Here is a 25,097-nt window from a genome sequence, read left to right on the forward strand (position 1 = left end):
AAGGAAAGATTTTGGATCTATCTTTGGTTCGGATAAATGATGATCTCTGTATAAGGGAATTCTTGTTTTAGATCGTCTAGTAAAGATTCTAAGATCTTAGGTTCTTCTAAAGGATGAGTGTCCTTTTTGAATTCCAGTCTGAACTCAAGAAATTTCCTTTCTCCCTTGGATCTGGCTTTTAGATCGTAGATCTTAGAAACCTGCGGAAACCGATCCGAAAGAATGTTTTGGACGGTCTCTTTGTATTCATCCGAAAAGTCGAAAGACATACCTCAAAACTTTCGATTTTAGGAAAATACTTCCTCCCTTTTTTCATTCTTTCTATAAAAAAGAATTGGAGTCTTGCGTCCAAGATACTTAGTCTTTCCGTTTACAATGCTACGCGAAATACTTAGAGGTAGACCTTGCAGACTTTTCTGAAACTTTCCGCATCCTTATTCTTAGGCATTTTTTTATTTGTCTCCGGCCCTGTATATTCTCAGGGAAAACTACCAGATCCGGAAGCTTTGGAAAAAGAAGCTGATGAGCTGGAATACCAGGCCGGTAAATCCCAGGTCCAAGCAGAAAGAAGAAGGCTCGCATTACTCGCGCAAGAAAAGAGAAAACAAGCAGCAGATGTCAGAAACGAACTTCATGACCAGGAATTATCCAAACCTTATACCCGGCCTACCTTAGATGTCCAGTTTGCGGCATTACAATCCACTTGGGAATCAGAGGTTTTAGCCAGACAAAAGAATATTGGAGTAAATAATTACAATACAATCCTTTCAGCATCTGGAGCTTACCAAGATGCTCAAAACACTGCCGCTGGTGCAGGTGTAAATCCAAACTTATTAAACGATAGTATCACAGGTTATTCTAGACCCCAAGGAAATACTAAGACTGCATTTCCTATCAAACTTTCTTATTTGAATACTGCCAAAACTTTCGGGATAGAATTCAATTATTTAGATCTAAAGATCAAACCTTCTTACACAACCGTGGATACAGCATCCGTATTGTCTGCGCTTGCTCCCGTTCAATACCATTCAGTCCAATACAGAAGATTAGATTATTCTTTAAACGTCGCTTGGTACATGCAAACAGCAACTGGGAGGATTGGTCTAGCAGTTGGAGCAAGAAACTTAGATATTATTTCCAGCGAATACGGAGTGATTCCTGGAAATTACGGTTTCGGAAAATCAGAAGAAAAAGCAGGAGGATTCGGTCCTCAGATCGGAGTTAGGATCTTCAAAAATTTCAACGCATTCTTGCTTGGACATTTTAAAGCGGATTATTTTAGGACTTTAGGACATTATAATAGAAACACCCAAGGAGTTCTGAACGGAATAACTGGCCCTTATATTTTAGATACCTCTCCTCCAGGCGGGCTAAAAGAAAACGTGCTTAGTAGGACCGGATATGAGATCGATTTTGGTCTTTCCTTGCTTAGAAGCCGTTGGTTAAAATATACTTTAGGATTCCAATATACGGAATTGATCTCTAAAGTTTCAGGTTATAATTATAATCCGAATGTTTTTCCAGGAGCACCTGGCGATATACTCTTTTTAAATCAGGTTTCTAAACCTTTAGATCAAATCTCTACAGGCTCAGCCTTACAAAAAGAAGTACATGATAAATTTTATGGAATTTATCTAAGTTTAACTTTGACTATTTAGGAAATAAGAAGAAGGTAAAGCGCCGCTTGAGAATGCGGCGCCGTGTAGAGGAAATTAAGCTGCTTGGGTAGTAGCTACAAATCCATTCTTTTCCAATAGATAATAGGAACCGAACAGAACGGAAACATAAGTAAAGTCTCCGAGTAAGCTATATTTGAAGAAAGGGATCGCAGCAATATAACATTCTACTAATCCTTGTGTGTTCAAAGTATACATTCCAGAAGTTAACCAAACAAAGAAGTTGGTGATCACGAAGAATGAAACAGAACCTGCAAGTCCAGCAATCGCCAGAGATCCGATACCTAAACGATCTTTGATCTTCATGCCTACAATAGCATACACTACGAACAATCCGTAAATCAATGGGATCATATCGTGAAGACCGATCACCAAGTCGCTGATCAGCATAATTCCCAAAGGAAGAGCGATCGCTAACCAACGGTTAGAGAAATAAACCCCAGCGAAAATAGAGATCGCCAAAACCGGAGTGAAGTTCGGTAAGTGAGGAAGAAAACGACTGAGAACCGCAAATACAAGTAATGCGAAAGCTACCAAATTTTTAGATAGTGACATGTTCTTTCTGGTATCCTTTTACCCAATTTTAGCATAAGAACTCTAAATTGAAAAGCACTTAGGTTTAAACAGGGATTTTCGGATAGGATGTTAGGATAAATCCCCCAGTCAATCTTCATTTCCGGGAAAAAGACTGTGAATTCGGAATCTAAAATCGAGCCTAGTACTTAATGAAAGCTCCCGACCCGAAAGACTATCCGAACTCGATGGCATTTCTCCAAGACATAACTTCTAAACTTAGAAGTCCGGAAGGTTGTCCTTGGGATAGAGAGCAGACACATTCTACCCTGGTTCCTTATCTAATCGAAGAGTCCCAAGAAGTTGTAGAAGCAATACTCAAAGAAAACGACGAGCACACTAAGGAAGAATTAGGAGATCTATTATTCCAAGTGGTCCTTCATTCTCAGATCGCATCCGAAAGAGGTGCATTCGGTTTGGAAGAAGTAGCCAAAGATGTGGCGGAAAAACTTGTACTACGACACCCTCATGTATTCGACCCCGAAACAAAAGATATCTCTTCCGCAGACGAGGTAGTCGCAAACTGGGATCTATTTAAAGAGAAAGAAAAACAACTCAGGCAAAAAACCTCTAAACCTAAATCTATTTTATCAGAAGTCCCAGAAACATTTCCTTCTCTATTAAAGGCAGAAAAATTCCAGAAGAAGGCTGCGAAAGCAGGTTTCGATTGGGAAGACATAAAAGGTGTAGAAGAAAAACTGAATGAAGAATTGCAGGAGTTCTTAGACGAGATCAGAGGAATTTCAGATCCTTCTTCCAATCAAATCAGGATAGAAGAAGAATTAGGAGATCTTCTTTTTACAATAGTCAATCTTGCAAGAAAATTAGGTGTTTCTGCTGAATCATCTCTTACTAGAACTAATACAAAGTTTAAACATAGAATAGAATATATAGAAGCTCGACTCGGAGAATCCAATCGTAAATTTTCAGAAACTCCTTTGGACGAGTTGGAAAAACTTTGGAACCAAGCAAAAAAAGGGCTCCAAAAACAAACTCAAAATCCGTTAGAAGAAAAGCAGAGTATTGTATCAGAATTGATCCGTGGACTTTCTTCTTTTATCATCTGGAAACAAAGTCCCGGAACAGATTGGCCCAAAACATATAGTTTTTCCAACAAATCAAACGAGTATTCGTTAGTATTCTCTGCATTCGGATCCATGACATTATTACCTAGTGCGGATCCATGGGGCAGAAAGGCGCAACCTATCTTCTATCTAAATCTATCTGAAAAGAATCCTGGAACCTGGGAAGATTTGTCTGGAAATTCTTACAAAAGCCAGGAAAATATTTACGAGGCAATCTTAGGATCGATCGGGGAGTATAGTCGTTTTCATTCTGAAGCCCGCAAAGGGGAAAAAGTTCCAGAAAAAGAAGAATGATCCGTTATGGGATGCATAGATATATATCAAAAGTATATAATAAATTTCCTTAATAAAGACACGGATTTTCCAATCTAGATCGAAAGTTCTATCCGTCTTCATTAACATGAACGCAAGCAAGGAAATGCCCTACCAAAGTGGCGTTAAGGAAGGTGCCGGTTTGCCTTCAGAAAAACTTAAAATACTGATCGTAGATACAAGCAAGGTCATTCTTGAAATTATCTCCTCAGAATTCTCCTCATCCTTATTTGATGTCCAAAAAGTATCTCTTATGGAAGAAGCAGCAGAACTCGCCAGAAAGACTAAATTCGACCTAATCACTTTAGGTATCCATTTAGAAGGTGGGACAGGATTCGATCTTTGTAAAGAGATCAGAGGTAAAGGTAAAAAGGAAAAATTCGCATCTTCAGCAGCCAGGATCATATTCGTAACCTCTGATTTTACTGAAGAAAATCGAATCATCGCTCATAATTCAGGTGCAGACGGTTTTATAGAAAAAACCCAAGAGTTAAGTTCTTTTCAGTCCACGATAGGAGAGATCATAAAAGATCTAATCGCAGAGAAAAAAGAGCCTTCCCAAAAGAATCCTAGTTTAGCAAAAAGAAAAGTGCTCATCATAGATGATTCAGAACTGAACCTGGTGTTGTTCAGAAGATTATTAGAATCAAAAGGCGCGGAGGTCCAAACTGCAATTTCTGGAAAACACGCTCTCCAGATTTTAGAAGAAAGACCAAAAGACTTCGAGGCAATCTTTACGGATATGTACATGCCTGGAATGAATGGGAACGAACTCTGTAGTCTCGTTCAAAAAAATCCAGCATTCTCTCAGATACGATTAGGGATAACCTCTGCGGCTGAGGAATCTTCTTTTACCAGAGATAAGATCCCAAGCGGTGTAGAATTATTTTCTAAACCTTACGATATGCAAGTAATCTGCGACTTTCTAAAGTAGTCGCTTCGTTCCTGCAGCCTGGATCGCAGACTATATAAACTCAATCCCGACAATTACATCTGGGTGGCATTCTCTTCTGATATCACCTTCTAACTTTGGTAATTTAGAGAACCAGGTTTTGTTTTCGAATAATAGGTCGATCCAATAGAAAAACAAATTCGCTTCTCCCAATTCATTTTGGATCTTAAGTTCTCCAAAATCTTTTTTGATCTCGCCTATTCTTTCGAATGTTTCTCCATTTTTAGTTTTGTAATGGATCTCCCAAGGTTCTGCTTTATAAGGAACACCTTGAGAATTCGGTTTTCCTTGGACCAATTTCCAAGCCTTAAGAAGAATTCTGGATACTTCTTCGGACTTTAAGGTTTTAGAATATTGTACATTGTCTCTCGTATGTTTAAATGAGAATTCTTTAGGTGCAGCTTTCCATGTTCCAGTGATAGTTCTACCATCACAAAAGAATGCCTTCACATTCGGCCCAGAATTTTGGTTACTCGAAGAATTGGATGAACTAGTAGAATCACCTCTTGCATCCAAACTAGGTTCATTCGGAAGAGTTGGATCTTTGGGTAAGCTGAGTTTTTGGCCAAAAATCGGAGTGATCAAAAATAAAAAAAGAAGGAGCCGTAAATGGCTCCCTCTTCTGTTTGTGTCTTTAGATTTCACAGTGTGAGATTCCTAATAGACTAAAGGCGTTTTTGGATCGCCTCCATAAACTGGAAGGTATCCAATTGTTTCGGGCCTTTGGTTGTGGTAAGTAAGACCAAGTCCTTGGTCATCTCTCCAGCTTGGATAGTGTCGATTACCGCCTTCTCCAATTTTTGAGCAAAGGAAACAACATCAGGAGTTCCATCCAATTCTCCCCTCTTAGCAAGAGCTCCGGTCCATGCAAAGATAGAAGCTACAGAGTTTGTAGAAGTGGTTTCTCCTTTTTGATACTGACGGTAGTGACGAGTCACAGTTCCGTGAGCTGCTTCGTATTCAAATTTTCCGTCTGGAGAAACAAGAACAGAAGTCATTAGTCCTAATGATCCAAATCCGGAAGCAACCATATCGGACATCACGTCTCCGTCATAGTTCATTAGAGCCCAAAGCATTCCACCTGGGTTCTTAACGATCTGAGCAACTGCATCATCAATTAGGTAATACCAGTATTCGATCCCAGCAGCTTTTAGTTCTGCAGCTCTTTTAGTAGAAACTTCTTCGAAGATGGCACGGAAACGAGCATGGTATTTTTTAGAAATGGTATCTTTAGTTGCAAACCATACGTTAATCTTTTCAGAGATCGCATAGTTGAAACAAGCTTCTGCGAAGCTATAGATGGACTTGTCCAAGTTGAACTGTCCCATCACAACACCAGGTCCGTCGAAATCGTTAATAGTAACTCTTTCTTTTTCTTTCCCGTCTTTAGTCGTGAAAACGATCTCTACTTTTCCAGCTTCTGGAATATAAAGTTCAGTGTCTTTGTAAAGGTCACCGAATGCGTGACGACCAACTACAATTGGTTTTTCCCAGGATCTAACTCCAGAAGGAATATTGTTTACGATGATCGGTTTACGGAAAACAGTTCCGTCCAGAATGGAACGAATAGTTCCGTTAGGAGACTTCCATTCTTTTTTGAGTTTGTATTCTACAACTCGATCTTGGTTTGGAGTGATGGTAGCACACTTAACACCCACACCGTATTTTACAATAGCATTAGCGGAATCTACAGTAACCTTATCGTCGGTTTTGTCGCGATATTCTACGCCTAGATCATAATAATCTAATTCAATATCAAGATAAGGATGAATGAAACGATCCTTAATTTCTTTCCAAATTATACGTGTCATCTCGTCCCCGTCGAGTTCGACGAGAGGAGTTTTCACCTTAATTTTAGCCATTGGAATTCTCCTTAGAATGTCAGATGGATTATAGGTTTTAAACCTTAGGTTTTTCCATCTTCTAAGGACTTAGGACTTCGGGAAAGAAGGATTCTCCTTTATTTTCAAGATTCCGCTTCGGAGGTAGTATAGGTTTTGGGTGGAGAAGTAATTGATTGCTACCGGAAGGGAAACGATGCCCAGGACTGAAAAATAACGATATTTTAAAGGATCTTTTCCATCCAGACCTACGATGGACTTTTCTAAACGTAAAAGTATCTTTTTCCAGCGTTGTAAGGTGGGAAGAAGAGAAGGATTACATCCTTCGAAATACAGACCTTCTGCGGAGCTAACAATTACATCTTTCAAGTTACTAGGAAGTGCCGGAGAACCAAACAGATCTCTTACTTTAACCAGGTCTTTTTCGACCTCGGACTCTGTTTGTCTTGGAATGGGAAGAATAGAACTGATCCCTAAGGAAACCGGAAGAGAAAGGCGGAATAAAAAGTCAGAAGCGACTATTGAATTCAGATATCTTCGAATTGTTTCGCCCAACGCGTCGGTATGATCCAGCTGTGAATCGCTTAGATCCTTTACGGTTTGGATAGTGTACTGGCTGAGCTTGATCTTTTCTGTCCAGAACAGGCCCAGTAATTCCGTTTCCATGTGGGTAAAGAGTACATTTTTTGTTCGGCCTTTTTTGGCAATCTCTATCTTGAGATCCAAATCCAGTTCTTATATACCACTTATGAGGAAAGGTTTGGTACCCAAGGAATAAACCCGCCCTAGGAAGACTGGATCTATTCTTCTTCGCACATTAGTTCAATCAAGTATCCATCTGGATCTTGGAAATTTAGAAAAAGTGTCTTAGAGGATTTACGAACACCATATTCCAATCTTTGAGAGAATAATCTTTGTTCGATCTCACGGAAACTTTTCGGATCTACCTTGATAGCAAAATCACATCCGGATCCATATACGGAAGAAGAAGGATCATCCTTCTCTCCGTAAATCGCTATATTCGATTTTCCAATGCCTAAAACTTTCGCAGCTTTCTCGGTCTCCTCCTCTTGGGGGAGACCGAAAATTTCACGATAAAAATTCGCGCTTACTTCCGGATCACGGGAGGTGATACCGATATGATTTACTTCCATAAACATAATTTTACTCCCTTAATTCGCGATCGATTTGATCTAACTTCTGTTGAAGTTTGTGTCTCATCTTCTCTTTCATCCTACGTTTCCAGTGTGCTCTTTCTCGATGACCATGGTGATGGCCTGGACCAAACCAATGTCCGCCTTTAAACAATATATGTGAAAGAACGAACAAACCTAAAGCTTGCCAGTAACTGATCTGTTTGATCCCGAAAATATCAGGAAGCAGCCAGTTCCAAAGTTGCCAAACCGCATAAGCCAAACCGAAAAAGAACAACGGCATAAAGAAGATGATCAGAAAAAATTTTCCTAATTTATGTCTAAACTCATCTGAACCGTGCATGGGTTTTCCTCCAAAACTCAAAACTCTTCCAGAAAGAAAACCTTAAGGTCCTTCAAACGTTTTGCTAAAAAATCTTTAGCGTATGATTTTCGCGCTGAGAGAGTTCCTTCTGGAATTCCGGTAGCTTCCGAAATTTCTCTAAAGGATTTTCCTTCGAACACGTTTTGTACAAACGCAGACTTTTGTTCTTCAGGTAGTTCTTCTACTGCGATCGCTAATTCCTGGAGCACAAGACTTCTGTAAAATTCCTTTTCAGGTCCTGCTGCTTTATCAGGTAATGCATCCTCTAAGAAAAACTCCTGCTCTAAACGAGAGTTAGAATACTTCCCAGCTTTTTTAAATCTGTACCAGTCCCCGACTTTATTGCGAAGAACCGCATACACATAAGCTAAAAGATATTCAATAGACCCAGCGGAATCCAGTTCAGTTACAGCGGTTAAAAAAGATTCCTGAAGAAGATCTTCTGCTTCTTCCGGATCTGCAACCCTGGAACGAACCCATGCTAGGATTCTATCTCTTTCCCGTCTGTATATTGTGTCCAAGGATCCCAATGTGTTTCTCTTTCCTTAAAGAGGTAGTTGTTGCTATGGGATTTTCCTTGGATTTTTTTAATAAGAATTGGTTTGAAACGGAAAAAAAATGATCCAAAAAGGAAAAATTCCGGACCAGAACCCATTCGAATTTAAAATGCTCTGCATGAAAACTCCTGAAGTTCGATTCAAAGGTCCCATGTAAGAAAGCTAAGTTTATCTCTTGGGTCCCATTTTTTTCTAAATCTCTAAATTTTTTTCTGCCATTTCCTTCGCTCAAAACCCGTTTCCCCGGAGGATTTTATGAAGGCTAGGAGAAACAAAGATATAGAGGAACATTTCGGTTGGATGAAATTGAAAACGGATCAATTGGGTTTTTTAGGAATTATACATTCCGTAAATAGATTCTATGATTCTCTGCAAGGTTCTCAATCCAATGAGCTTCGTTATTTCAGAAGAAAATTAGTAAGAACAGATTTTAGATATTCTAAAATTTTTATGAAGAAGTTCGGAGATTATGAATATCTGATCTATGCTCGAATAGAAACAGAAGGAAAATCAGAATCAGATTCTTGGATCCATGTAGATGGGATCAGAATGGAAAGGGATGAAATGAAAGCAAAAGGAGTAAAGGATCATCCATCTTTCGAGATCAGATGCTTAAGTGATATTTTCGAATCCTCCTGCGTGCCAGCATCCAGATCAGAAGAAGATAAAATAGATTCGGATTGCAGCTGAGCCCAAAAATTGCTTGCCGGAGAATAAAACCAGGGTTAGGAATTGATCCCCATGTTTTTCTCATCCGAAAATTCTTCGGCGAACGATTGTTCTTTTAAACAATCTAAATCCATTCTTCCCAAATCTATTTTGGTTTTCTTACTAATATTTTGTGCTTTAGGAGAATGGAAGCTATCCGCAGACGAAACAAAGATCCAAGCCAGGAAAACAAGCAAACATGAGATGGGATTTCATCCATATGCTCAGGAAGGTTATTTTCAAGCTTGGAATTATTCTTTTACGGATGATCAGACTTGGATCTTTGCAACTTTCATAGTGAGTAATTTAGGGCCAGGCACCAGAAACTGCGGAGTGAGCCTTGTAGTTTACGATAAACAAAATGGCACACAATTTTCCACCAGAGAATATTCCAAAGACGAACTCAAAGCAGAGAGTGGAAATTTAGAATTGGAAATTTATGATAGTTCCGCTTATAAGGGAGAAGCTGGGCCGGAGATCAAAATAATCACTGACACTGCTGAACTTGTTATTAGTTATAAAACTGGTTGGTCGAAAGCAGTTTCTCTTTCCGGAGGAAAGATACATTTACCTGAAAAAGATAGTTTTGTACAAGCAGACATGGCATTCTCTTCTGTCCCTGCAAAAGGATATCTTGTATTGAACGGAAATAGAATGGAGCTGAATGGAAGAGGTGGAATGGAACATCTTCTTACCAACTACGAAGTATATAAATACAGCAGACGTTGGGAATTATACCGGTCCATTAATAGTGCGGGAGAAAGATTATTTGCAGGCGGCTTTATAGGGAACGAAAACTTTCCTGGAGAAGAGGTCAGAACAGTAAGCGCATTAGATCCTGCCGGAAAAATGTTATTCTCCGCAAAAGTTTTAAAGTCAGAAGTTTTAGAATCAGAAACAGAACCTTTTTCAGGGTATCATTTACCGATCAAAGAAAAGTTTTATTTAGATGAAAGTGGTTCCTGCAGCTTAACAGTTTCTCGAAAACATACCATTGGGCAGATTTATGTTCTTTCGAATATATCAGCGGTACTTAGATTTTTTGTTCGTTTGTTTTTTACGAAACCTTATCAGCTTTATTATATCACTGATTCCAAATTAGATTGTGCCCAACTTCCAGAAGGAAATCTCCCGAAAGATAAAAACTTCCGGGGGATTTTTTCCTATTATCTGATCAATCCTTAGGCTTCGGACTTTTTATTACGAAGCAATATATTTCCATAATATATTGCAGTCAGAATAATCATGATCCAAGGGATCAGGTTTCCATATAGAATATAAAATCCAGGAGGAGAATCGATCACTTGGATCTGTTGCCAACTGGTTTCCGCTTTCATTAAAGAAGTGGATTTGCCTTCTATAAAATTTCCAAGATGATCTACGTAACCTGAGATCCCAGAGTTAGTAGAACGAACCAGCCATCTTCTCCATTCTATCGCTCTTAATCTTCCTAACTCAAAATGTTGGTCACTTTCAGTAGTGGTACCATACCATTTATCATTTGTAAGATTTGCAATGAACTGAGGATTTCCTGAGTCTTTGAACTTTCTTACAAATTCGGGAACGATCACTTCATAACAGATCAAAGGAAGAAAAGTACCCTCGTCTTTTAATTCTGTATGAGTTGGAGAATAATAATTTCTTACAAATTCAGCATCTATCCCTTCTGTCTTTTCCCAAGTAACTGGTAAAACGGTCTGAGGATTTTCTTTAGGAATATCAGAATAATAATGTAGAAGATCGAAAGATTCTCCCGGATCGAACCTGCCAGTTTGAGGGCTCAAATCATACATAAACTCAAAAGGCATTGTCTCTCCGAACATTACCAAATATTGTTTTTGGTAAGCTTGCCTTCTGACACCATTCGGATCATATACTACGTTATTATTAAAGTACCTTAGATATTCTCTTCCGGAACTTTTGGTTTTATAAGCTGCATCTATTTCGTTAAAGAATACAGTCGCCTTGTATCTATTTGCAAATGAAACCATTAAGGAATCGAACCTAGGCCAATAGATACGATCTCCCATTCTGATCTTTAATAGTTCTCTATTCGCGGAGAAATATGGAATTCCTGCTTCTGGTAGAACGATTAGATCCGGATTTTTACCGGCTCTTTGGACAGCATTCTCCACCATCTTGTCCATTCTATCCATTAGATCTTCGATTACTTCTCTAGGAGATCTTCCTCTTTCGTCACGAATACTCATAGGAGCATCCGGTTGTACTACTAGGACTTCGAGAGTCTTAGTTGGAGTTACATTCTTCCATTTTAAATACAATGTGGAACCAACGACCACGAAAAGAAGAAGTAACGCAAACGGTAAGGTCCAGAATTTTATAAAATGAGATCTTTTGTCTTTGGATCTTAAGATCTCAGGAAGATGTAATAGATTTGTTTCAAAAAGTGTATAAGAGATTACGAATACTAAGAATGAAAGTCCGTAAACTCCTGTGATCTCTACAGTTTGAGCGAGTATGATATTTCCTGCTGCAAGGTTTCCCCAATACCAAGGAAATAATTGGTACCCGATCATGTCGGCAGCCATTCCGCAGACACCGGCAACCCAAACACTATGTTTACCTGCTCTTCTGGAAAGAAAGGAGTAGGAGACTAAGAAAATTGGGAACTTCGCCCCAAACAAAACACCTGCCAAAAGAAGAATGATAAATGCGAGAGGCCAAGGGAAATTTCCGAAGACCATCGCCATATGATGGATCCAATGGAATGCGATCGCGTAGAAGAATACCCCAAATAGGAAACCGTATCCTACGAGCCTCCAATATCTTCCGGAATATTTATGAGTGATCCAAAATAGACCGAAGGGTGCGATCCAAACTAAATGGCTGAGATAAAAAGGAGCAAAAGCTAAGAATGCAAATCCCCCCATCCAGAGAAAACAGAAGAAGTCGAAAAACAGTGTTTTTTGAAACTCTCTAAAACGGTGTAAAAAAGAATCCATGGGTACCAACGTTGATCGGAAAAAAAACCTTTTGAGTCAATCTATTTAGGTTCTGATGAAGTGCTTGCCGTAGGAGAAGGAGGCATGAGTATACCAATAACACTGGTCGAATCATGAGCTCTCCATACTTCAAAATTGTCGGTAAAAATCCTCTTCACGGAACTGTAATGCCCCAAGGGAATAAAAACGAAGCCCTACCTATTTTAGGCGCTGTCTGTTTAGTTCCTGGCGAAGTAATTATCGAAAATATTCCCCAGATCTCAGACGTGTTAATGCTCATGGACGTTCTACGCCATTTAGGAATGGAAGTAGAAGATAAGGGAGAAGGTACGTTTGTATTTCGTAACAACGGAAACCTAAAGTCAGATCTTCCTGCAGAACTATGTTCCAAGATCCGCGGAGCTGTCACACTTGCAGGGCCAATTCTCGCAAAAACCGGAAGAGTATTTTTACCAAGACCAGGTGGAGACAAGATCGGGCGAAGAAGAATGGACACCCACCTTCTCGCACTCCAAGCACTTGGTGCTCAGATAGAAGTATTTCCAGACGGTTACGAAATCAAAGGTGATAGACTCAGAGGCACGGACCTTCTTATGGACGAGGCTTCTGTTACTGCTACTGAAAACGCAGTCATGGCGGCTGTACTTTCAGAAGGTGTTACAATCTTACGTCATGCGGCAAGCGAACCTCACGTGCAAAGGCTTTGCAAATTTTTAGTTTCCGCTGGTGCAAAAATTTCAGGGATCGGTTCTAATATCCTCACTATCGAAGGTGTAAGTTCCTTAAAAACTCCTGAAAAATCTCATAGGATCGGATCTGATTATTTAGAGATCGGAAGTTTTATCAGTTTAGCTGCAGTCACTGGCGGAGAAATTTTTATCGGAGATGTGGATCTGGAAGATATCCGAATGATCCGCATGGTATATTCTCGCTTGGGGATAGAAGTTCGTCCTCAAGATGGAGGCATTTTAGTTCCTTCTGACCAAAAAATGGAAATCATTCCTGACTATCATGGAGCCACTCCTAAAATAGATGATTCTCCTTGGCCTGGTTTCCCTGCGGATATGACTTCTGTTGCGTTAGTCACTGCTACACAATGTAAAGGGACAGTTCTCATTCACGAAAAAATGTTCGAATCTAGATTATTCTTCGTAGATAATATAATCTCTATGGGTGCTCAAATTATTCTCTGCGATCCGCATAGAGCGATCGTGATCGGACCAAATCGTCTTTATGGACAAAAAGTAGCAAGTCCAGATATCAGAGCAGGAATGGCAATGATCATCGCGGCTCTTTGTGCAGAAGGTACAAGCTCCATCCATAATATCGTTCAGATAGACAGAGGATTCCAAGACATAGATACTAGACTTAGATCTCTAGGCGCTCATATTGAGAGGATAGGTGAAGAATGAACCGAAAAGACTTCTTCCGGAAAGGCTTAGCAAAAGCTTTTTCCGTAATGGAAGAAGGCGTTAATGAAATTTCGGAAACCTGGAAAACTGCTGTAGAGGAAGATAAAAAAGCAGAACCGGAAAAGGCCCCACCTAAAAAAACTCAGATCAAGGTCCCAAAACCTAAAACAGTTAAAAGTAAATTTAAAGGTTTTAGAAATTTACAATTTCCTCCCGGTGCAGACGCAAAAGGAAAACGATTCTTTTCTAAATGTACGGCTTGCAGTGATTGTATCTATGCATGCCCTTATTCGGTTCTGTTTCCTGTTCCTGACGATAAGACTGGTAAACATTTTCCTCATATGGATGTGAATCTGAATGCATGTATGTTATGCAAAGATTATCCATGTATCTCTGCTTGCGAGACTGGCGCACTTTTACCTTATAAAGAAAATCAATCTCCTAAATTTGGAAAAGCAAAAGGTTTCTTCCAACATTGTATTAATTCCAGAACTGGAGAAAAAACCTGCGAGACCTGCTCTATCACTTGCCCAATTCCAAATGTAGTTCAGTTCAAAGGAAACAAACCAAACTTTTCGAATGAATGTGTAGGTTGTGGTTTATGTGTTTCTTCTTGCCCTACATTTCCTAAAGCGATCCAAGTACAATGAGTCGCGTTTCCAGACTTTCAGGTTTGGCGTTTTTATTTATATTTTCTAATTCTTTAATCGCAGATCCAATTCCAAATAAGATCAAGATCGGGATTTTATCTAAATATTCTCCAGATACAGTTCATATCATCGCAAAAGGTTCCAGAATTCAATATTCAGGTAAAAATACTTTAGAAAAAGATAAAACGATTTTGGTTCGAGCAGAAGAAGATCAAATCAGGATTATAGACGGAACTAAGAATGCAAGATCAGAACATATCCTATTCTCAGGTGGAGAATATGAGCTTGAACTTCCTAAAGATCAGAGCCCTAAAAAATACCGAGGAGATCTAGAAATTACCTCCTCCAAAGGAAAACTAAAACTTATACTTACTATTCCCTTAGAAGAATATGTGATGATCGGAATGATCTCTGAATTCGGGGATCTATTTTATCCTAAGGAAACAAAGAACCTAAATCCAAATTGGAAGCAGGAATACACAATCGCTGCATCAGCAATGATCCGCTCTTATGCACTCGCAAATATAGGACGACATTCCAAAGAAGGCCACGATCTCTGCGATCTAACTCATTGCCTCCAATTTTCAGGAAAATTAAAGAAGGAGAATAGTAATATCTCCTCTTCTAAAAAAATACTTCTGCAAGATAGAACTGGGAAAGTGTTAGAAACATTTTTTCATTCTACCTGCGGAGGAAATTTATCTTCTCCTTCTGTTCTTTGGAAAAATTTTAAAAATCCACAATATTATAGATCTGGGCCCGACACACAAGGCGGAGACATCCAATGTAAAAATTCTCCATACTTCTCTTGGGAAACTTTTATCTCGAAAGAAGAAATGGGATCCGCTTTAGAAGTAAAACAAATAACTGAATTAGAACCGAAGTATTCTGAATCCAGAGTAATAACCTTAGAATATAAAGATTACTCCGGAAAAAAGAATATCCAAGCTTCTGAATTCTTATCTAAAATCGGTAAAAAATTGGGCTGGAATAAAACCAAGAGTAACGATTTTAAGATCGAAACAAGCACTCGAGGATTTTATCTAAAAGGAAAAGGATTCGGACATGGGATCGGTCTTTGTCAATACGGAGCAAGAGAAATGGCGTTTAAAGGAGCAAAATCAGAAGAGATACTTCGCTTTTATTTTCCGGGCGCGGAACTGAGGCAAATCCCTTGAAGTCAATTTGCACTGTATCTACAATATATTTACTTTTTATAATATTCTTCTTTGAAACCTTAAATGCTCAGGCGGCAAGAAGAAAAGTAGAAGGATTTGAATTTTACTTTTTAGATGACTGGAACAAACAAAAAAATCCAGACAAACTACTCGAAACATTTGCAGAAAAATTCCTAGCAGAGATCCGATCCGAAGCAGAAAGATTAGAAAAAAGAATTCCGGGGGACACCCAAATCTTTGTCTCAGAAAATTCTGAGGTATTCAGAAAATACTCAGGTCAACCGGGAACCACGGCTGCATTCTATTCTCCTGAATCTAATAAATTCTTTTTTCAAAATCCGGAGAGTTTGGCTAAAAGAGGAATTTTAGATACAGTGATCAAACATGAGATCTGTCATTTTTTAGCTCCAGAATCTAAATCAGAATCTTCCTTCTGGATGCAGGAATCTTATTGCGAATCTTTGTATCCTACAAATCCAAAACCTATATCAGTAGATCTTAAGTTTCCTTGGAGTTGGGAAAAATTCGACGAAGAATGTATGAAGGAGATCCATACAAAAAATGGATCTAAAAAGAAAATTTTATACCAGAAACTTTATCTATGGGGTTCCTGGCTTTTAAAAACAAAGGGAGAAGCAAGATTTCGCGCTTTTTTAGAAACTCCAAATCCTGAAATCCAAAACATATATTCACAATTTGTAAAATCGAGGTATTAACTTTGCAAAGCGTGTAGGAATTCCAGCAAAATAAGATGAGCCGTATATTGGAGTTCCTACAAATGATTCAGAAAACCTTTAGTTTACCCCAATCTTCCCCTTCTTTTCCGGAGCCAAAAGAGATTACCAATCTTTCAAAAACTTTCAATTTGTCTAAGACAGGTTGCACATCTCTATCGATTGTTTTGGAAGTATATTCAGACGAGCCTTCTGCTCCATATAAATAAAAACTTTTGAGATCATCTATAATTCCTGGAACACGGACCACAAAATGATGAGGATAATAAGCTAGTTCTTTTGCAGGACCAGAAGAGAATAGATCCGCTTGGTTCGGGCGATTCCCATTTCCAGACGAAACAGTTTCTTCTGCACTTTTTCTATCGGAGGCTAGGTATTTCCAATTTCCAACTTTCAAAGAAGCAGGAGTATAGAAGCCACCTTTTCTCAATGGATAAGATTCCAAATTTGTATTTTGGTAAGTAACCTTGATTGGATTTCCAACTTTGAAAATCGCTTTTAAAAGTTTATCGTCTGGAACAGAAGCTGGTAAAGAAATTCCAAATCTTGGATAAACCATTCCGGATCTGTATTCCAATCCGTTAAAACTAAGAGCTATCCCTTTTTCAGAACCGAAGTATTGTTCATGGATACCTGCATTTTTACCGAATGCATTTAGGCCTTCTCCGAATTCTTCCCATTCTCCGCTTATGGATTCTAAAGATTTCCAAACTTCAGAAGGTTTTAATTCTTCTGAATAAAATACTAAATTTGTTTCTCGAGGTAGTATTTTAGAAAGACCAGGGCCAGAACTAATTACTTGGTTTTTATCTCCGCCTATCTTATAAACTTTTCCATCCAGATTTTTTCCAGCTTCCCAACCTAAAAGTAAAGCTGCTCCTGAATTTCCAAATGAAGGTTTAAGAAATGGAGCGATCAAAGAATCAGTTCCTGCATAAAGCAGAACCTTATTTTCTTTTTTAGAAACTTCTTTTCTCAGAACATCAAAACCACTTTGATTTCCCAAAGAATCATTACTTGCAGAAGAAGCCAGATCTAAAGATTTTTCCAATAGATCTTCAGAATCTGTTAGAATGATAAAATCTCCTAGAACGATAGCCAAAATTTTTCCAGAACCGAATTCATATTTAAAAGCTTCTAAGTTTCCGAATTTTTCAGAACCAGCAGCAAATTGATCAGCAAAATCATCTGCAGAATGTGTAGTCTCTGAACCTGTAGGAGTATCATATCCTTCTTCTGTTTGAGGAGGAGCTGGTTTTTCTTCCTTAGGAGTTTCCTTGATTACGATCTTTTCTCCCTTGAACGCAGTGATCAAACTCACTCCTAGCTTAGAGCTTGCACTTGCCTTACCTACAAGTATAAAATTAGATTTAGGAAATATAGCAGCAGCCACAGGTCCATCGAATAAAGCAGCAAGCCTGGATGGTTTAGTCATCACTCCCGCTTTCGCTTCTAATAAATAAAGAACGGAACTGATCTTTCTAAGTTCAGGTAGAGTAAGAATTTTTTGGAAGGTTCCATCATCCGAAAGTTCTCTTCCTAAATTGGTTTTTTCCAGATCTTCTACGAACTCTTCCGGACGATATACTTCTACGAGTAAGCTTGCTTTTTTAGGAATGAGAAGAGCAGGATCTTTGATTGAAGAATCTATGGAATATCCTTTTAAAGAAAGATAAAATCCAATCGCCAAAAAAACAACTCCCGCACCAGCAGGAACTCCGACTTTAGGATCTTTTAATATATTTTCCTTAAATCCGGCTTTGAGATTTTCCAAAGATTCTTTTGAAAAAAGTGCTTTGAGCTTAGGAATTAATTTTGTTTTGAAAATTTGGATGCAAGTTCTCATTTTATTTACCTGATTTTATTGCAGAATCTTTACTTTTAGGATCGATCTTAGCCAGAAGGATCGAAGCCAAAGATTTAGCCTGATTCCCTCCGGAGCCATTGTCCACAAAAACGGTCAGCACATATGATTTTCGATCTTTACGAAAAGATAATACTGTCCATCCATGGGTCTCATATTTATGCATATATTTAGTTCCGGTCCCAGTCTTGCCGCCCAGGATCTCTAAGTTTCCTTTTTCAGGAACATTCATATTCTTTAAAGTCCCGACTTGTGGAACCTCCGAAAGAGCGGAAGTAATCCATCTTAAATCCTTTCTAGAATAAGGATTTTCTTCCGATCGAACAGGCTCTTGGTTTGTTTGCCAATAAGGAGAAAGTCTTGGTCCTTCTTTCCATATAGAAGAATACAATTGTGAAATTTTTAAAGGGCTTAGAAGAAGTCCACCTTCTCCTATAGAAGCTGCTACTTTACGAAGTGCACTGATCGAGATAAAATTTGTATCAGAAGGTTCTAGATAAGGATCTAATCTGGATCTAGTAGACTTCCCCAAACTCCATTCTTCATGTAGTTTTGAATAAAATAGATCAGGATTAGTAGAAGCACTCGTTAAAAAATATACATTACAAGATTGAATTAAAGCAGATCTGAGATCCATTTCTCCATGGCCTTTTGCCAAAGAACATCTCAAATATTCTTTTCCGTTTTCATCTTGAGGCAGATGTAATGTGTTCAGATCCGATTTGTTAGGAGTTAAATTTTCTTTAGGATAAAATCTTCCCTTGCATAATACTTTCTTTTCGGAAGAAAATCCAAGGCTATCTTTGTATTTCAATAAAGTTAAAGCGGAGAAGGTTTTCACTAAAGAACCAGGAGGTAATTTTTTAGAAACGGCAATCTGAGGCCTGTAGATGTATTCTATTTTTCCAGAATCCATTTCCATCAGCACTACGGAAGATGTAGAATTTTTAGATTCGAATTCTTTTACAGCCTCATCCAAATAAGAATAAGAAAATTTAGGAGCCGCTTCGAGCCGTGCCACGCATAGCAAGACGACAATAGATAAAATCCCGATTTTATAATATACTTTGGAATTCATTCTGATCAGTCCGGCTCTATCTCAAAATTCCCCAGATGATACACTTGCTGGGCCCTGGTCATCGTGAATTGGTATTGTTTTCTTTTTTCTCTGGGTGTTCCTTCGTATAAGATTACATATACTTTGGCCCTAGTCACTTGTGAATTAAACGGAGCATAGTATTGAGCCTGGACTGCATAATTTCCAGGTAAGGCCTTGGACATTGTAAAAGTCTGAGGAGCAAAAGTAGAATCATCATACACAAGATTTCCTCCAGACTTAGTGGAAGTATGTGCCCAATAACACTTCTCCCCGGAAGGATCAATTACCCAAAGATCTGTATAACTCGCGGTGTCCCAGGTTAGAACTACTTTGATATCTCGCGAAGGGACCTTTGCAAAGAAGCTGACTTTATCGTAGGCCTTGCCAGCGCGAACCTCCACCAGATTGTCTCCGGGAGAAGCCACAGTACTAAAGGAAAATTTACCTGCATACAAAGGCACCATCTGAGGGATACCATTGATAACCACTGTGACTTTTTCAGGATTGATACCTGTCACAGTTCCGGAAATTTTCTGAATTCTTTCTGTGGTAAAACCACCATGAGGAGAATCTATCGAAACAGTTTCCGCACCCAAATACATTATGGAAAGTGAATATATCACAACAAGAGAAGTCAGGGAACGTATTCCAAGACTTCTACTCGACTTTCCAAAAGATATATTTGGCTGGGAAAAATACATCTTAAGATTCCGGATCTATCTCAAAGTTCGCGATATGATATACTTGTTGAGAACGGGTCATCACAAACTGAAATTGTTTTCTTCTTTCGTTTGGCTTTCCTTCGTTCAAAACAACATATACGTTCACCCTGGTGATTGGTCTATTATAAGAACCGTAATACTGCACTTGTATGGAATAATTTCCAGGCAGTGCCTTGGACATGGTAAAAGTTTCCGGACCATATCCATCCACTACGTCTACGTCTAGATTTCCTCCAGACTTAGTAGAACGATTTGCATAAAAACATTTTTCACCTGTAGGATCTAAAACCCAAAGGTCCACATCCGTTGCAGTGTCCCAGGTTAGGACCACTTTGATATCTCGAGGTGGAACAGCAGCGAAGAAGGAAACTTTGTCGCTTGCATTGCCCGCTTTCACTTCTATCAGATTTGTTCCGGGAGCAACCACAGTGCTTAAGGAAAATTTTCCGCCATGCAAGCGGATCATCTGCGGAATTCCATTAATTACAATGGTTGCCTTTTCCAGATTTCCGCTAACAGAACCTGAAACAGTTTGGATCCTCTCCGTAGTAAAACCACCATGGGGAGAATCTATCGTCACTGTCTGCGCGAATGTAGCAGATCCAAAAAGTAGAATAGAAGCGATGAGTAAATTATTGACCAACGTTGATTTCATCGTCTGAACTCGCTCCTGTTACTTCTGAATAATACATTAAGGAAGCTCTGGCAGGGATTACCTTATATTTCCCACCTACTTCTGCTCTGATAAAATATCTTACCTTAAATTCTTTTGTAGGACCTCCTACAAAGAAGACGGCTCTATCATCATAGATCTGCCGACTTAGATATTCCATCTTCAGATCGCCTGCATAATACTCCGCATCTCTTTGTAAGAAAGAGAATCCAGGTAATAAAGAATCTTCTACTTGATAATAAGAATCTAGATCTCCTTCTTTCTGGACGGAAACTTCGACCATTACCAGGTCACCTGGTTGGAATGTTTTGGATTCCACAGGAGTAATATCATTCGAATCCACTTTTAATTTATAATAGGTTCGTTTTACTTTGATACCATTGGAGTAAGCTTGGATTTTTTTGCTTCTATCCGTGTAATACAAGGAAGCGGTTGCATAAAGAACAGGCCCATCCTTCTTCAGAACTTGCACCTTGTTCGTTCCGGAACGGATCAACTCAGAAGGGATCGGGATCTTATATAATTCTCCCTGCTCCGATTTTGGCGAAAGAGTAACCGTTTTCAAACTGGTACCATTCAATACGATCTCTACATTTGCAGGAGTTTCAGATTCACGGACAGAAGCTAAAAATTCTGACAACGCCAATACAGCAGCAGATGTATCTCTTGAGTTATTCCAAGCTAACTCGATACGATTGGATAAAAGGGAAGAAGCAAGATTTGCAAGAATGACCTTATCTTCTCCCAATCGAACTCCCACGCTCAATAGTGCTGAGATAGTTTCGATCCTATCTTCTTCCCAACGAGGATTTTTTCCATAAGAAGTGAGTTTTAAGAAAGCCTTCTTGCCGAATCCACTGGATTCAACACCTTTTTTAAACCAGGTAGAAGCTTCTGCCTTCTTACCTTTATTAGCTAAAGTTAATGCAAGAAGTGCTTGTCCATATTGGTTCAGCTTGGAGGAAGATTTCACTAAGCCATCTACAATAGAATCTTCTACATTTCCGCCTTCACTTAAGGAGAAGATAATATACGCTTTTGCATTCGGGGAAAGATCACCTTTTCCTAAAACATCGTATAAATAAGCTCTGGCCCTATTCAATACTGGAGCAGAAACTTTGACTCCATTCTTTTGGCTGATCGCTAATCCTCTATAAACATATGCGGACATCAGAACATCACTTTCTACACCACCGTCGAACCAGCCAAATCCTCCATCAGTGCGTTGGAGTTCCGACACTCTCTTCAGTCCTACATCTATCATCTTAGGAAGTTCTTTTCTAAGTCTTTCGCTGATGAAACCTGCTTTCTGAGCGGATAAAAGAGGATAGAACCTACTCATAGTTTGTTCCACACACCCATAAGGATAATCCGCAAGATAATCCAAAGATTGTCTCAATGCAGGTAAGGAAGCAGGGCTGAGTCGAACTTCTAAACGAGGATCTCCTAATTCTTTAGGTGCTTCTAAGTTTAGAACTCCCGAATGTTCTCCTTCTTCCATTCCTAAACTATCCGAAATAGTTTTAGGTAATCCCCAAGTTTTAAGTGGGATTTCGGATTTAAGTAAATCTTGGTAGCCAGCTCCTACAGCCAGAATACTGATCTTTGCTGATTTGGTCTTCGGATCTGCAAGAGTCTGCACATCAAAATGTAGAGATTGATTTTGGCCTGGCTCTAAGTTGATCGTGGTTTCGGAGTTACCTACAATTTTTGCGCCTTCTGCTTTTACAGTAACTTTAACTGGAAGTTTGGTTGGAGATTGATTGGAAATCGTAGCAGAAACTTTTTGGGTTTCTCCCTTGATTATAAATCTTGGCATTCCTCCTAAGATCATTAGATCTTTTTTAGTAACGAAACTTGTTTGTCCTCTTCCAACTTTTGTATCAGGAGTAACAGCGATCGCAGTCACTCTCCAGGAAGTTAAATTATCCGGAAGATTAAAACTAATAGTCGCAGTTCCATCAGGTCCAGTTTTTACTTTTGCATTCCAATAACTTGTATCTTTAAAACGATCTCGGGCTTGCTCCTCGTTTTTCATTGCTGAATAAACAGAATCCCCCTTTTTACCCAAGGCCAGTTTTAGTCTTTTATTCTCAGAATAACCAAAGAACTTATAAGCAGATGCCAAAGTAGTCTGCACGTTATTTCTTCTTGGATGATAGAAGAATGTTCCTATATTAGGGGTCTTCTCCTCTTTGATCTGGTAGATAGCTTCGTCAACTATAGCGAGAGAAACTTCTGCAGAAACTCCAGCACCACCAAGGCCAGTTGTTTTTAAACGGACCTCTGCTTTATCGCCTGGACGATATACTTTGCGCCCTGGTTCCAGACCAACTTTCAGGAACTTCTGCTCCGGAGGAGCGACCACTCTTACTTGGCTTTTATAAACATCATTACCTGAAAACTGAACTGCAGATAATGTAAAGTTCGGACTCATCTCCGCAGTGATTGGAACTGCATATTTCAATGCATTCCCTTTCATCTTCACCACTTCTTTTTTGAAGATACGATTTCCTTCTAAGGTAAGAATCATGTGCCCGTTGGATACAGGACTTAGGATTAAAACTTCTGCGGTATCTCCCACAGAATAAATATCCTTACCAGGCTTGAGAGTAATATCTTTGAAAGGAATTTCGATAGAATCAGAAACGGAAGAAGCCCAGAAGAATGTTTCAGACTTTGTAGTATTTCCACTCGGGTCCTTTGTTTCTGCGACTAAAACAAATTGTCCTCTTTTAGGAATTGTGAAAGAAGCAGTCCCAACGCCAGAAGCAGAAGTCACTACAGACAAGGAAGAAATTTTAGAACGATTTGCTTCTCTTACGAATTGAATATCTCTATTATAAAGAATAAGATCTACATTTCGGTTTCCCACCATTTTCTGGCGTTCTATATCGCTCAAAGTTTTATCATAAGCGATCAAATTTACCGTTAACTTTGCTTCTTTACCTGGCTCATAAACTGAATTATCTTTAGAGATCCTAACAAAGAATGCGCTTCGATTTACGGAGAAGGAAGCGGATCCATCCAAGGTCATATCCTCGGCTTGAACAGAAGCAATGATTGTATAAACAGAATCTGCATCTGATTTATCCGGTTTAAAGCTGATAGAATATTGCCCTTTAGAATCTAATTTTCCTTTTCCATCCAAGACTAACTCTTGTTTATCGCTTTGACCTGATTGTTCCAAATAATCGGAAGAAGCGTCAAAATTGATCGTTCCGACAGGAGAATAATCGAATTTAGGTCTGCGGAATACTCTATAAGCAACCTCTTGTCCTGCAACCGGTTGACCGTAATAATATCTGGCCTTTACAAGAGCGTTTACTTCTTCTTTTTGTAAATAATTGGATTTAGGAACGGATACTGAAACGAGGAATGTAGGTTTTTTATAAGCCTCTACTGCAAATTCAGTTTGGAAAGTTTTATCACGGAAATTTAATATAAGAGAATAATTTCCAAGAGTTGTATTTTCAGATTCAGGGACTACAAATTCTCCTGAAAAAGTTCCATTGTCTCCTGAGATATTGATAGGAACACTCGGGATAGAAGTTTCTCCCTGTTCACTTGCAACCGCGATTACACCAGCACCGGAAATAGTTCTATAATCATCTTGGGAGAAGTTTCTAACAATTCCCTTAAAGTAAACAGTATCTCCCGGTCTATACACAGGGCGATCTGTATACATATAGGCTCTCGGCCCACCTTCTCCATAAAAGGAACTGGAATAAAATTCAGGATCGGAAACTGAATATTCTCCATTCTTATGAGCGAGAACTAAACCTTTTACAGGACTTCTTCCTTTATAAAAGTAAGTTCCATCGGCGCCTGTCTTCCCTGTTTGGAATGCTTGTCCATTCTCTAAATTGAAAAGAGTAAGATCCACATCTGAAACTGGCTCTCCACTATCTTTGCGGCCCACATATACGAATGTCTCTGCATCAGATTGTTTTACTAAAAAGTTTAAACCTGATTTGATCAGAATTGTATAAGCCAATTGAGATCCGGAAACACCTTCTACAAGATAAACACCATTGTCTCGGATCGGAACAGGCACCCTACGATAGGCCCAAAAAGAAGTAACAGTAGGAATGGAGAATGTAGCGACCAATTCCTGGTCTTTTAAAATAGCTGGGACAGCAAGAGGTTTATAGTCATTAGGTCTTTCATAATCAATTCCTAATGTTTTTTTAAGCTCGGACCTTGTCTTGGAATTGAATTCTTTTCTAGCAACTTTGCGGAAATCATTCCTGAATTTATCAACAGTTCTTGTAAAAAGTGCAATTGGATTCCCGAATGCTCCGTCATTATTCTCCTGGACCAATCTTTCTTTTACTTTTTTGGTCAAGAACGCTTGAGGATCTGCAATCTTATAAACTCTGAACTCGTAATTTACGGTTCCATTCCCTTCCAGATTTACATATGCATTTTCACCAGAACCAAAACTTCTGTCCGTTCCAAGATAAAATGCAGCTGAACCGAATAAATTCGGTTTCACATAAAATAATCCTAATGCAGAGATCAAAATTGCGAGAAAAGAGAATATTATCTTTTTACGATCCGATACACGAGTTCTCATT

The 25,097-nt window shown here is 38.9% G+C and carries 23 protein-coding genes; 9 read left to right on the forward strand and 14 right to left on the reverse strand.

What is annotated here, in order from left to right:
- Positions 1 to 17: 17 nt before the first annotated feature.
- Positions 18 to 269 carry a cation transporter dimerization domain-containing protein gene (locus EHQ52_RS06345; RefSeq protein WP_135614400.1) on the reverse strand — a complete coding sequence of 84 codons (252 nt, stop codon included), beginning with the start codon at positions 267 to 269 and terminating at the stop codon, positions 18 to 20.
- Positions 270 to 404: 135 nt separating this feature from the next.
- On the opposite strand from EHQ52_RS06345, the gene EHQ52_RS06350 reads away from it, so the two are divergent.
- A complete protein-coding gene (locus EHQ52_RS06350) occupies positions 405 to 1,658 on the forward strand; it encodes an LA_2444/LA_4059 family outer membrane protein (protein ID WP_135614401.1) in 1,254 nt (417 codons plus the stop codon).
- Between the two features lie 54 nt (positions 1,659 to 1,712).
- Here the strand turns inward: EHQ52_RS06350 and EHQ52_RS06355 are convergent, their stop codons facing one another.
- A complete protein-coding gene (locus tag EHQ52_RS06355; protein WP_135614402.1) occupies positions 1,713 to 2,231 on the reverse strand; it encodes a DUF6580 family putative transport protein in 519 nt (172 codons plus the stop codon).
- 170 nt (positions 2,232 to 2,401) lie between these two features.
- Here EHQ52_RS06355 and mazG point away from each other — a divergent pair, with 170 nt between their 5' ends.
- Complete coding sequence (mazG, locus tag EHQ52_RS06360; RefSeq protein ID WP_135614403.1) at positions 2,402 to 3,628, forward strand: nucleoside triphosphate pyrophosphohydrolase; 1,227 nt, start codon at positions 2,402 to 2,404, stop codon at positions 3,626 to 3,628.
- Positions 3,629 to 3,734: 106 nt separating this feature from the next.
- Positions 3,735 to 4,580 (forward strand): response regulator, encoded by an 846-nt coding sequence (locus tag EHQ52_RS06365; protein ID WP_208653460.1) that lies wholly within the window; start codon positions 3,735 to 3,737, stop codon positions 4,578 to 4,580.
- Positions 4,581 to 4,610: 30 nt separating this feature from the next.
- Here EHQ52_RS06365 and EHQ52_RS06370 read toward each other — a convergent pair whose 3' ends face one another.
- The 6 genes from EHQ52_RS06370 to EHQ52_RS06395 form a co-directional block, all read right to left on the reverse strand.
- On the reverse strand, positions 4,611 to 5,243 hold the full coding sequence (locus EHQ52_RS06370; RefSeq protein WP_135614404.1) for a hypothetical protein: 633 nt from the start codon (positions 5,241 to 5,243) through the stop codon (positions 4,611 to 4,613).
- A 20-nt stretch (positions 5,244 to 5,263) separates the two neighbouring features.
- Positions 5,264 to 6,460 (reverse strand): NADP-dependent isocitrate dehydrogenase, encoded by a 1,197-nt coding sequence (locus EHQ52_RS06375; protein WP_135614405.1) that lies wholly within the window; start codon positions 6,458 to 6,460, stop codon positions 5,264 to 5,266.
- 69 nt (positions 6,461 to 6,529) lie between these two features.
- Entirely contained in the window at positions 6,530 to 7,105 is a 576-nt protein-coding gene (locus EHQ52_RS06380; protein WP_135614406.1) for a hypothetical protein, read from the reverse strand.
- A 134-nt stretch (positions 7,106 to 7,239) separates the two neighbouring features.
- Positions 7,240 to 7,593, reverse strand: coding sequence for a VOC family protein (locus tag EHQ52_RS06385; RefSeq protein ID WP_244244810.1), 354 nt, complete (start codon positions 7,591 to 7,593; stop codon positions 7,240 to 7,242).
- 10 nt (positions 7,594 to 7,603) lie between these two features.
- Positions 7,604 to 7,936 carry a hypothetical protein gene (locus tag EHQ52_RS06390; RefSeq protein ID WP_135614408.1) on the reverse strand — a complete coding sequence of 111 codons (333 nt, stop codon included), beginning with the start codon at positions 7,934 to 7,936 and terminating at the stop codon, positions 7,604 to 7,606.
- A gap of 17 nt (positions 7,937 to 7,953) precedes the next feature.
- Positions 7,954 to 8,487, reverse strand: a complete 534-nt coding sequence (locus tag EHQ52_RS06395; protein ID WP_135614409.1) for an RNA polymerase sigma factor — start codon at positions 8,485 to 8,487, stop codon at positions 7,954 to 7,956.
- A gap of 282 nt (positions 8,488 to 8,769) precedes the next feature.
- Between EHQ52_RS06395 and EHQ52_RS06400 the strand changes: the two genes are divergently transcribed.
- Both EHQ52_RS06400 and EHQ52_RS06405 read left to right on the forward strand, forming a co-directional pair.
- Complete coding sequence (locus EHQ52_RS06400; RefSeq protein ID WP_135614410.1) at positions 8,770 to 9,204, forward strand: LIC_13246 family protein; 435 nt, start codon at positions 8,770 to 8,772, stop codon at positions 9,202 to 9,204.
- 51 nt (positions 9,205 to 9,255) lie between these two features.
- Positions 9,256 to 10,407: a hypothetical protein gene (locus EHQ52_RS06405; RefSeq protein WP_135614411.1), complete on the forward strand. Its 1,152-nt coding sequence runs from the start codon at positions 9,256 to 9,258 to the stop codon at positions 10,405 to 10,407.
- On the opposite strand, the gene EHQ52_RS06410 is transcribed toward EHQ52_RS06405, so the two are convergent.
- Complete coding sequence (locus EHQ52_RS06410; protein ID WP_135614412.1) at positions 10,404 to 12,185, reverse strand: apolipoprotein N-acyltransferase; 1,782 nt, start codon at positions 12,183 to 12,185, stop codon at positions 10,404 to 10,406. The genes EHQ52_RS06405 and EHQ52_RS06410 overlap by 4 nt on opposite strands.
- Before the next feature lie 113 nt (positions 12,186 to 12,298).
- Here EHQ52_RS06410 and murA point away from each other — a divergent pair, with 113 nt between their 5' ends.
- The 4 genes from murA to EHQ52_RS06430 are packed head-to-tail and all read left to right on the forward strand — an operon-like array spanning position 12,299 to position 16,141.
- Positions 12,299 to 13,597, forward strand: a complete 1,299-nt coding sequence (murA, locus tag EHQ52_RS06415) for a UDP-N-acetylglucosamine 1-carboxyvinyltransferase (protein WP_135614413.1) — start codon at positions 12,299 to 12,301, stop codon at positions 13,595 to 13,597.
- Positions 13,594 to 14,247, forward strand: a complete 654-nt coding sequence (locus tag EHQ52_RS06420) for a 4Fe-4S dicluster domain-containing protein (protein ID WP_135614414.1) — start codon at positions 13,594 to 13,596, stop codon at positions 14,245 to 14,247. The genes murA and EHQ52_RS06420 overlap by 4 nt, the downstream gene beginning before the upstream one ends.
- Positions 14,244 to 15,425, forward strand: a complete 1,182-nt coding sequence (locus tag EHQ52_RS06425) for a SpoIID/LytB domain-containing protein (protein ID WP_135614415.1) — start codon at positions 14,244 to 14,246, stop codon at positions 15,423 to 15,425. Before EHQ52_RS06420 ends, EHQ52_RS06425 begins: the two co-directional genes overlap by 4 nt.
- Entirely contained in the window at positions 15,422 to 16,141 is a 720-nt protein-coding gene (locus EHQ52_RS06430; protein WP_135614416.1) for a hypothetical protein, read from the forward strand. Before EHQ52_RS06425 ends, EHQ52_RS06430 begins: the two co-directional genes overlap by 4 nt.
- 67 nt (positions 16,142 to 16,208) lie before the next feature.
- On the opposite strand, the gene EHQ52_RS06435 is transcribed toward EHQ52_RS06430, so the two are convergent.
- Genes EHQ52_RS06435 through EHQ52_RS06455 form a run of 5 tightly spaced genes read right to left on the reverse strand, consistent with a single transcriptional unit; the run spans position 16,209 to position 25,096 of the window.
- Complete coding sequence (locus EHQ52_RS06435) at positions 16,209 to 18,005, reverse strand: hypothetical protein (RefSeq protein ID WP_135614417.1); 1,797 nt, start codon at positions 18,003 to 18,005, stop codon at positions 16,209 to 16,211.
- A 1-nt stretch (position 18,006) separates the two neighbouring features.
- Complete coding sequence (locus EHQ52_RS06440) at positions 18,007 to 19,101, reverse strand: penicillin-binding transpeptidase domain-containing protein (protein WP_135614418.1); 1,095 nt, start codon at positions 19,099 to 19,101, stop codon at positions 18,007 to 18,009.
- Positions 19,102 to 19,106: 5 nt separating this feature from the next.
- The gene (locus tag EHQ52_RS06445) at positions 19,107 to 19,823 is read right to left on the reverse strand and encodes a DUF2135 domain-containing protein (RefSeq protein WP_135614419.1); all 717 of its coding nucleotides are present in this window, start codon (positions 19,821 to 19,823) and stop codon (positions 19,107 to 19,109) included.
- A gap of 1 nt (position 19,824) precedes the next feature.
- The gene (locus EHQ52_RS06450; RefSeq protein ID WP_135614420.1) at positions 19,825 to 20,499 is read right to left on the reverse strand and encodes a YfaP family protein; all 675 of its coding nucleotides are present in this window, start codon (positions 20,497 to 20,499) and stop codon (positions 19,825 to 19,827) included.
- The gene (locus tag EHQ52_RS06455) at positions 20,477 to 25,096 is read right to left on the reverse strand and encodes an alpha-2-macroglobulin family protein (RefSeq protein ID WP_135614421.1); all 4,620 of its coding nucleotides are present in this window, start codon (positions 25,094 to 25,096) and stop codon (positions 20,477 to 20,479) included. Before EHQ52_RS06455 ends, EHQ52_RS06450 begins: the two co-directional genes overlap by 23 nt.
- Position 25,097: the final 1 nt, after the last annotated feature.

The sequence above is a fragment of the Leptospira koniambonensis genome, assembly GCF_004769555.1.
Lineage (GTDB): Bacteria > Spirochaetota > Leptospiria > Leptospirales > Leptospiraceae > Leptospira_B > Leptospira_B koniambonensis.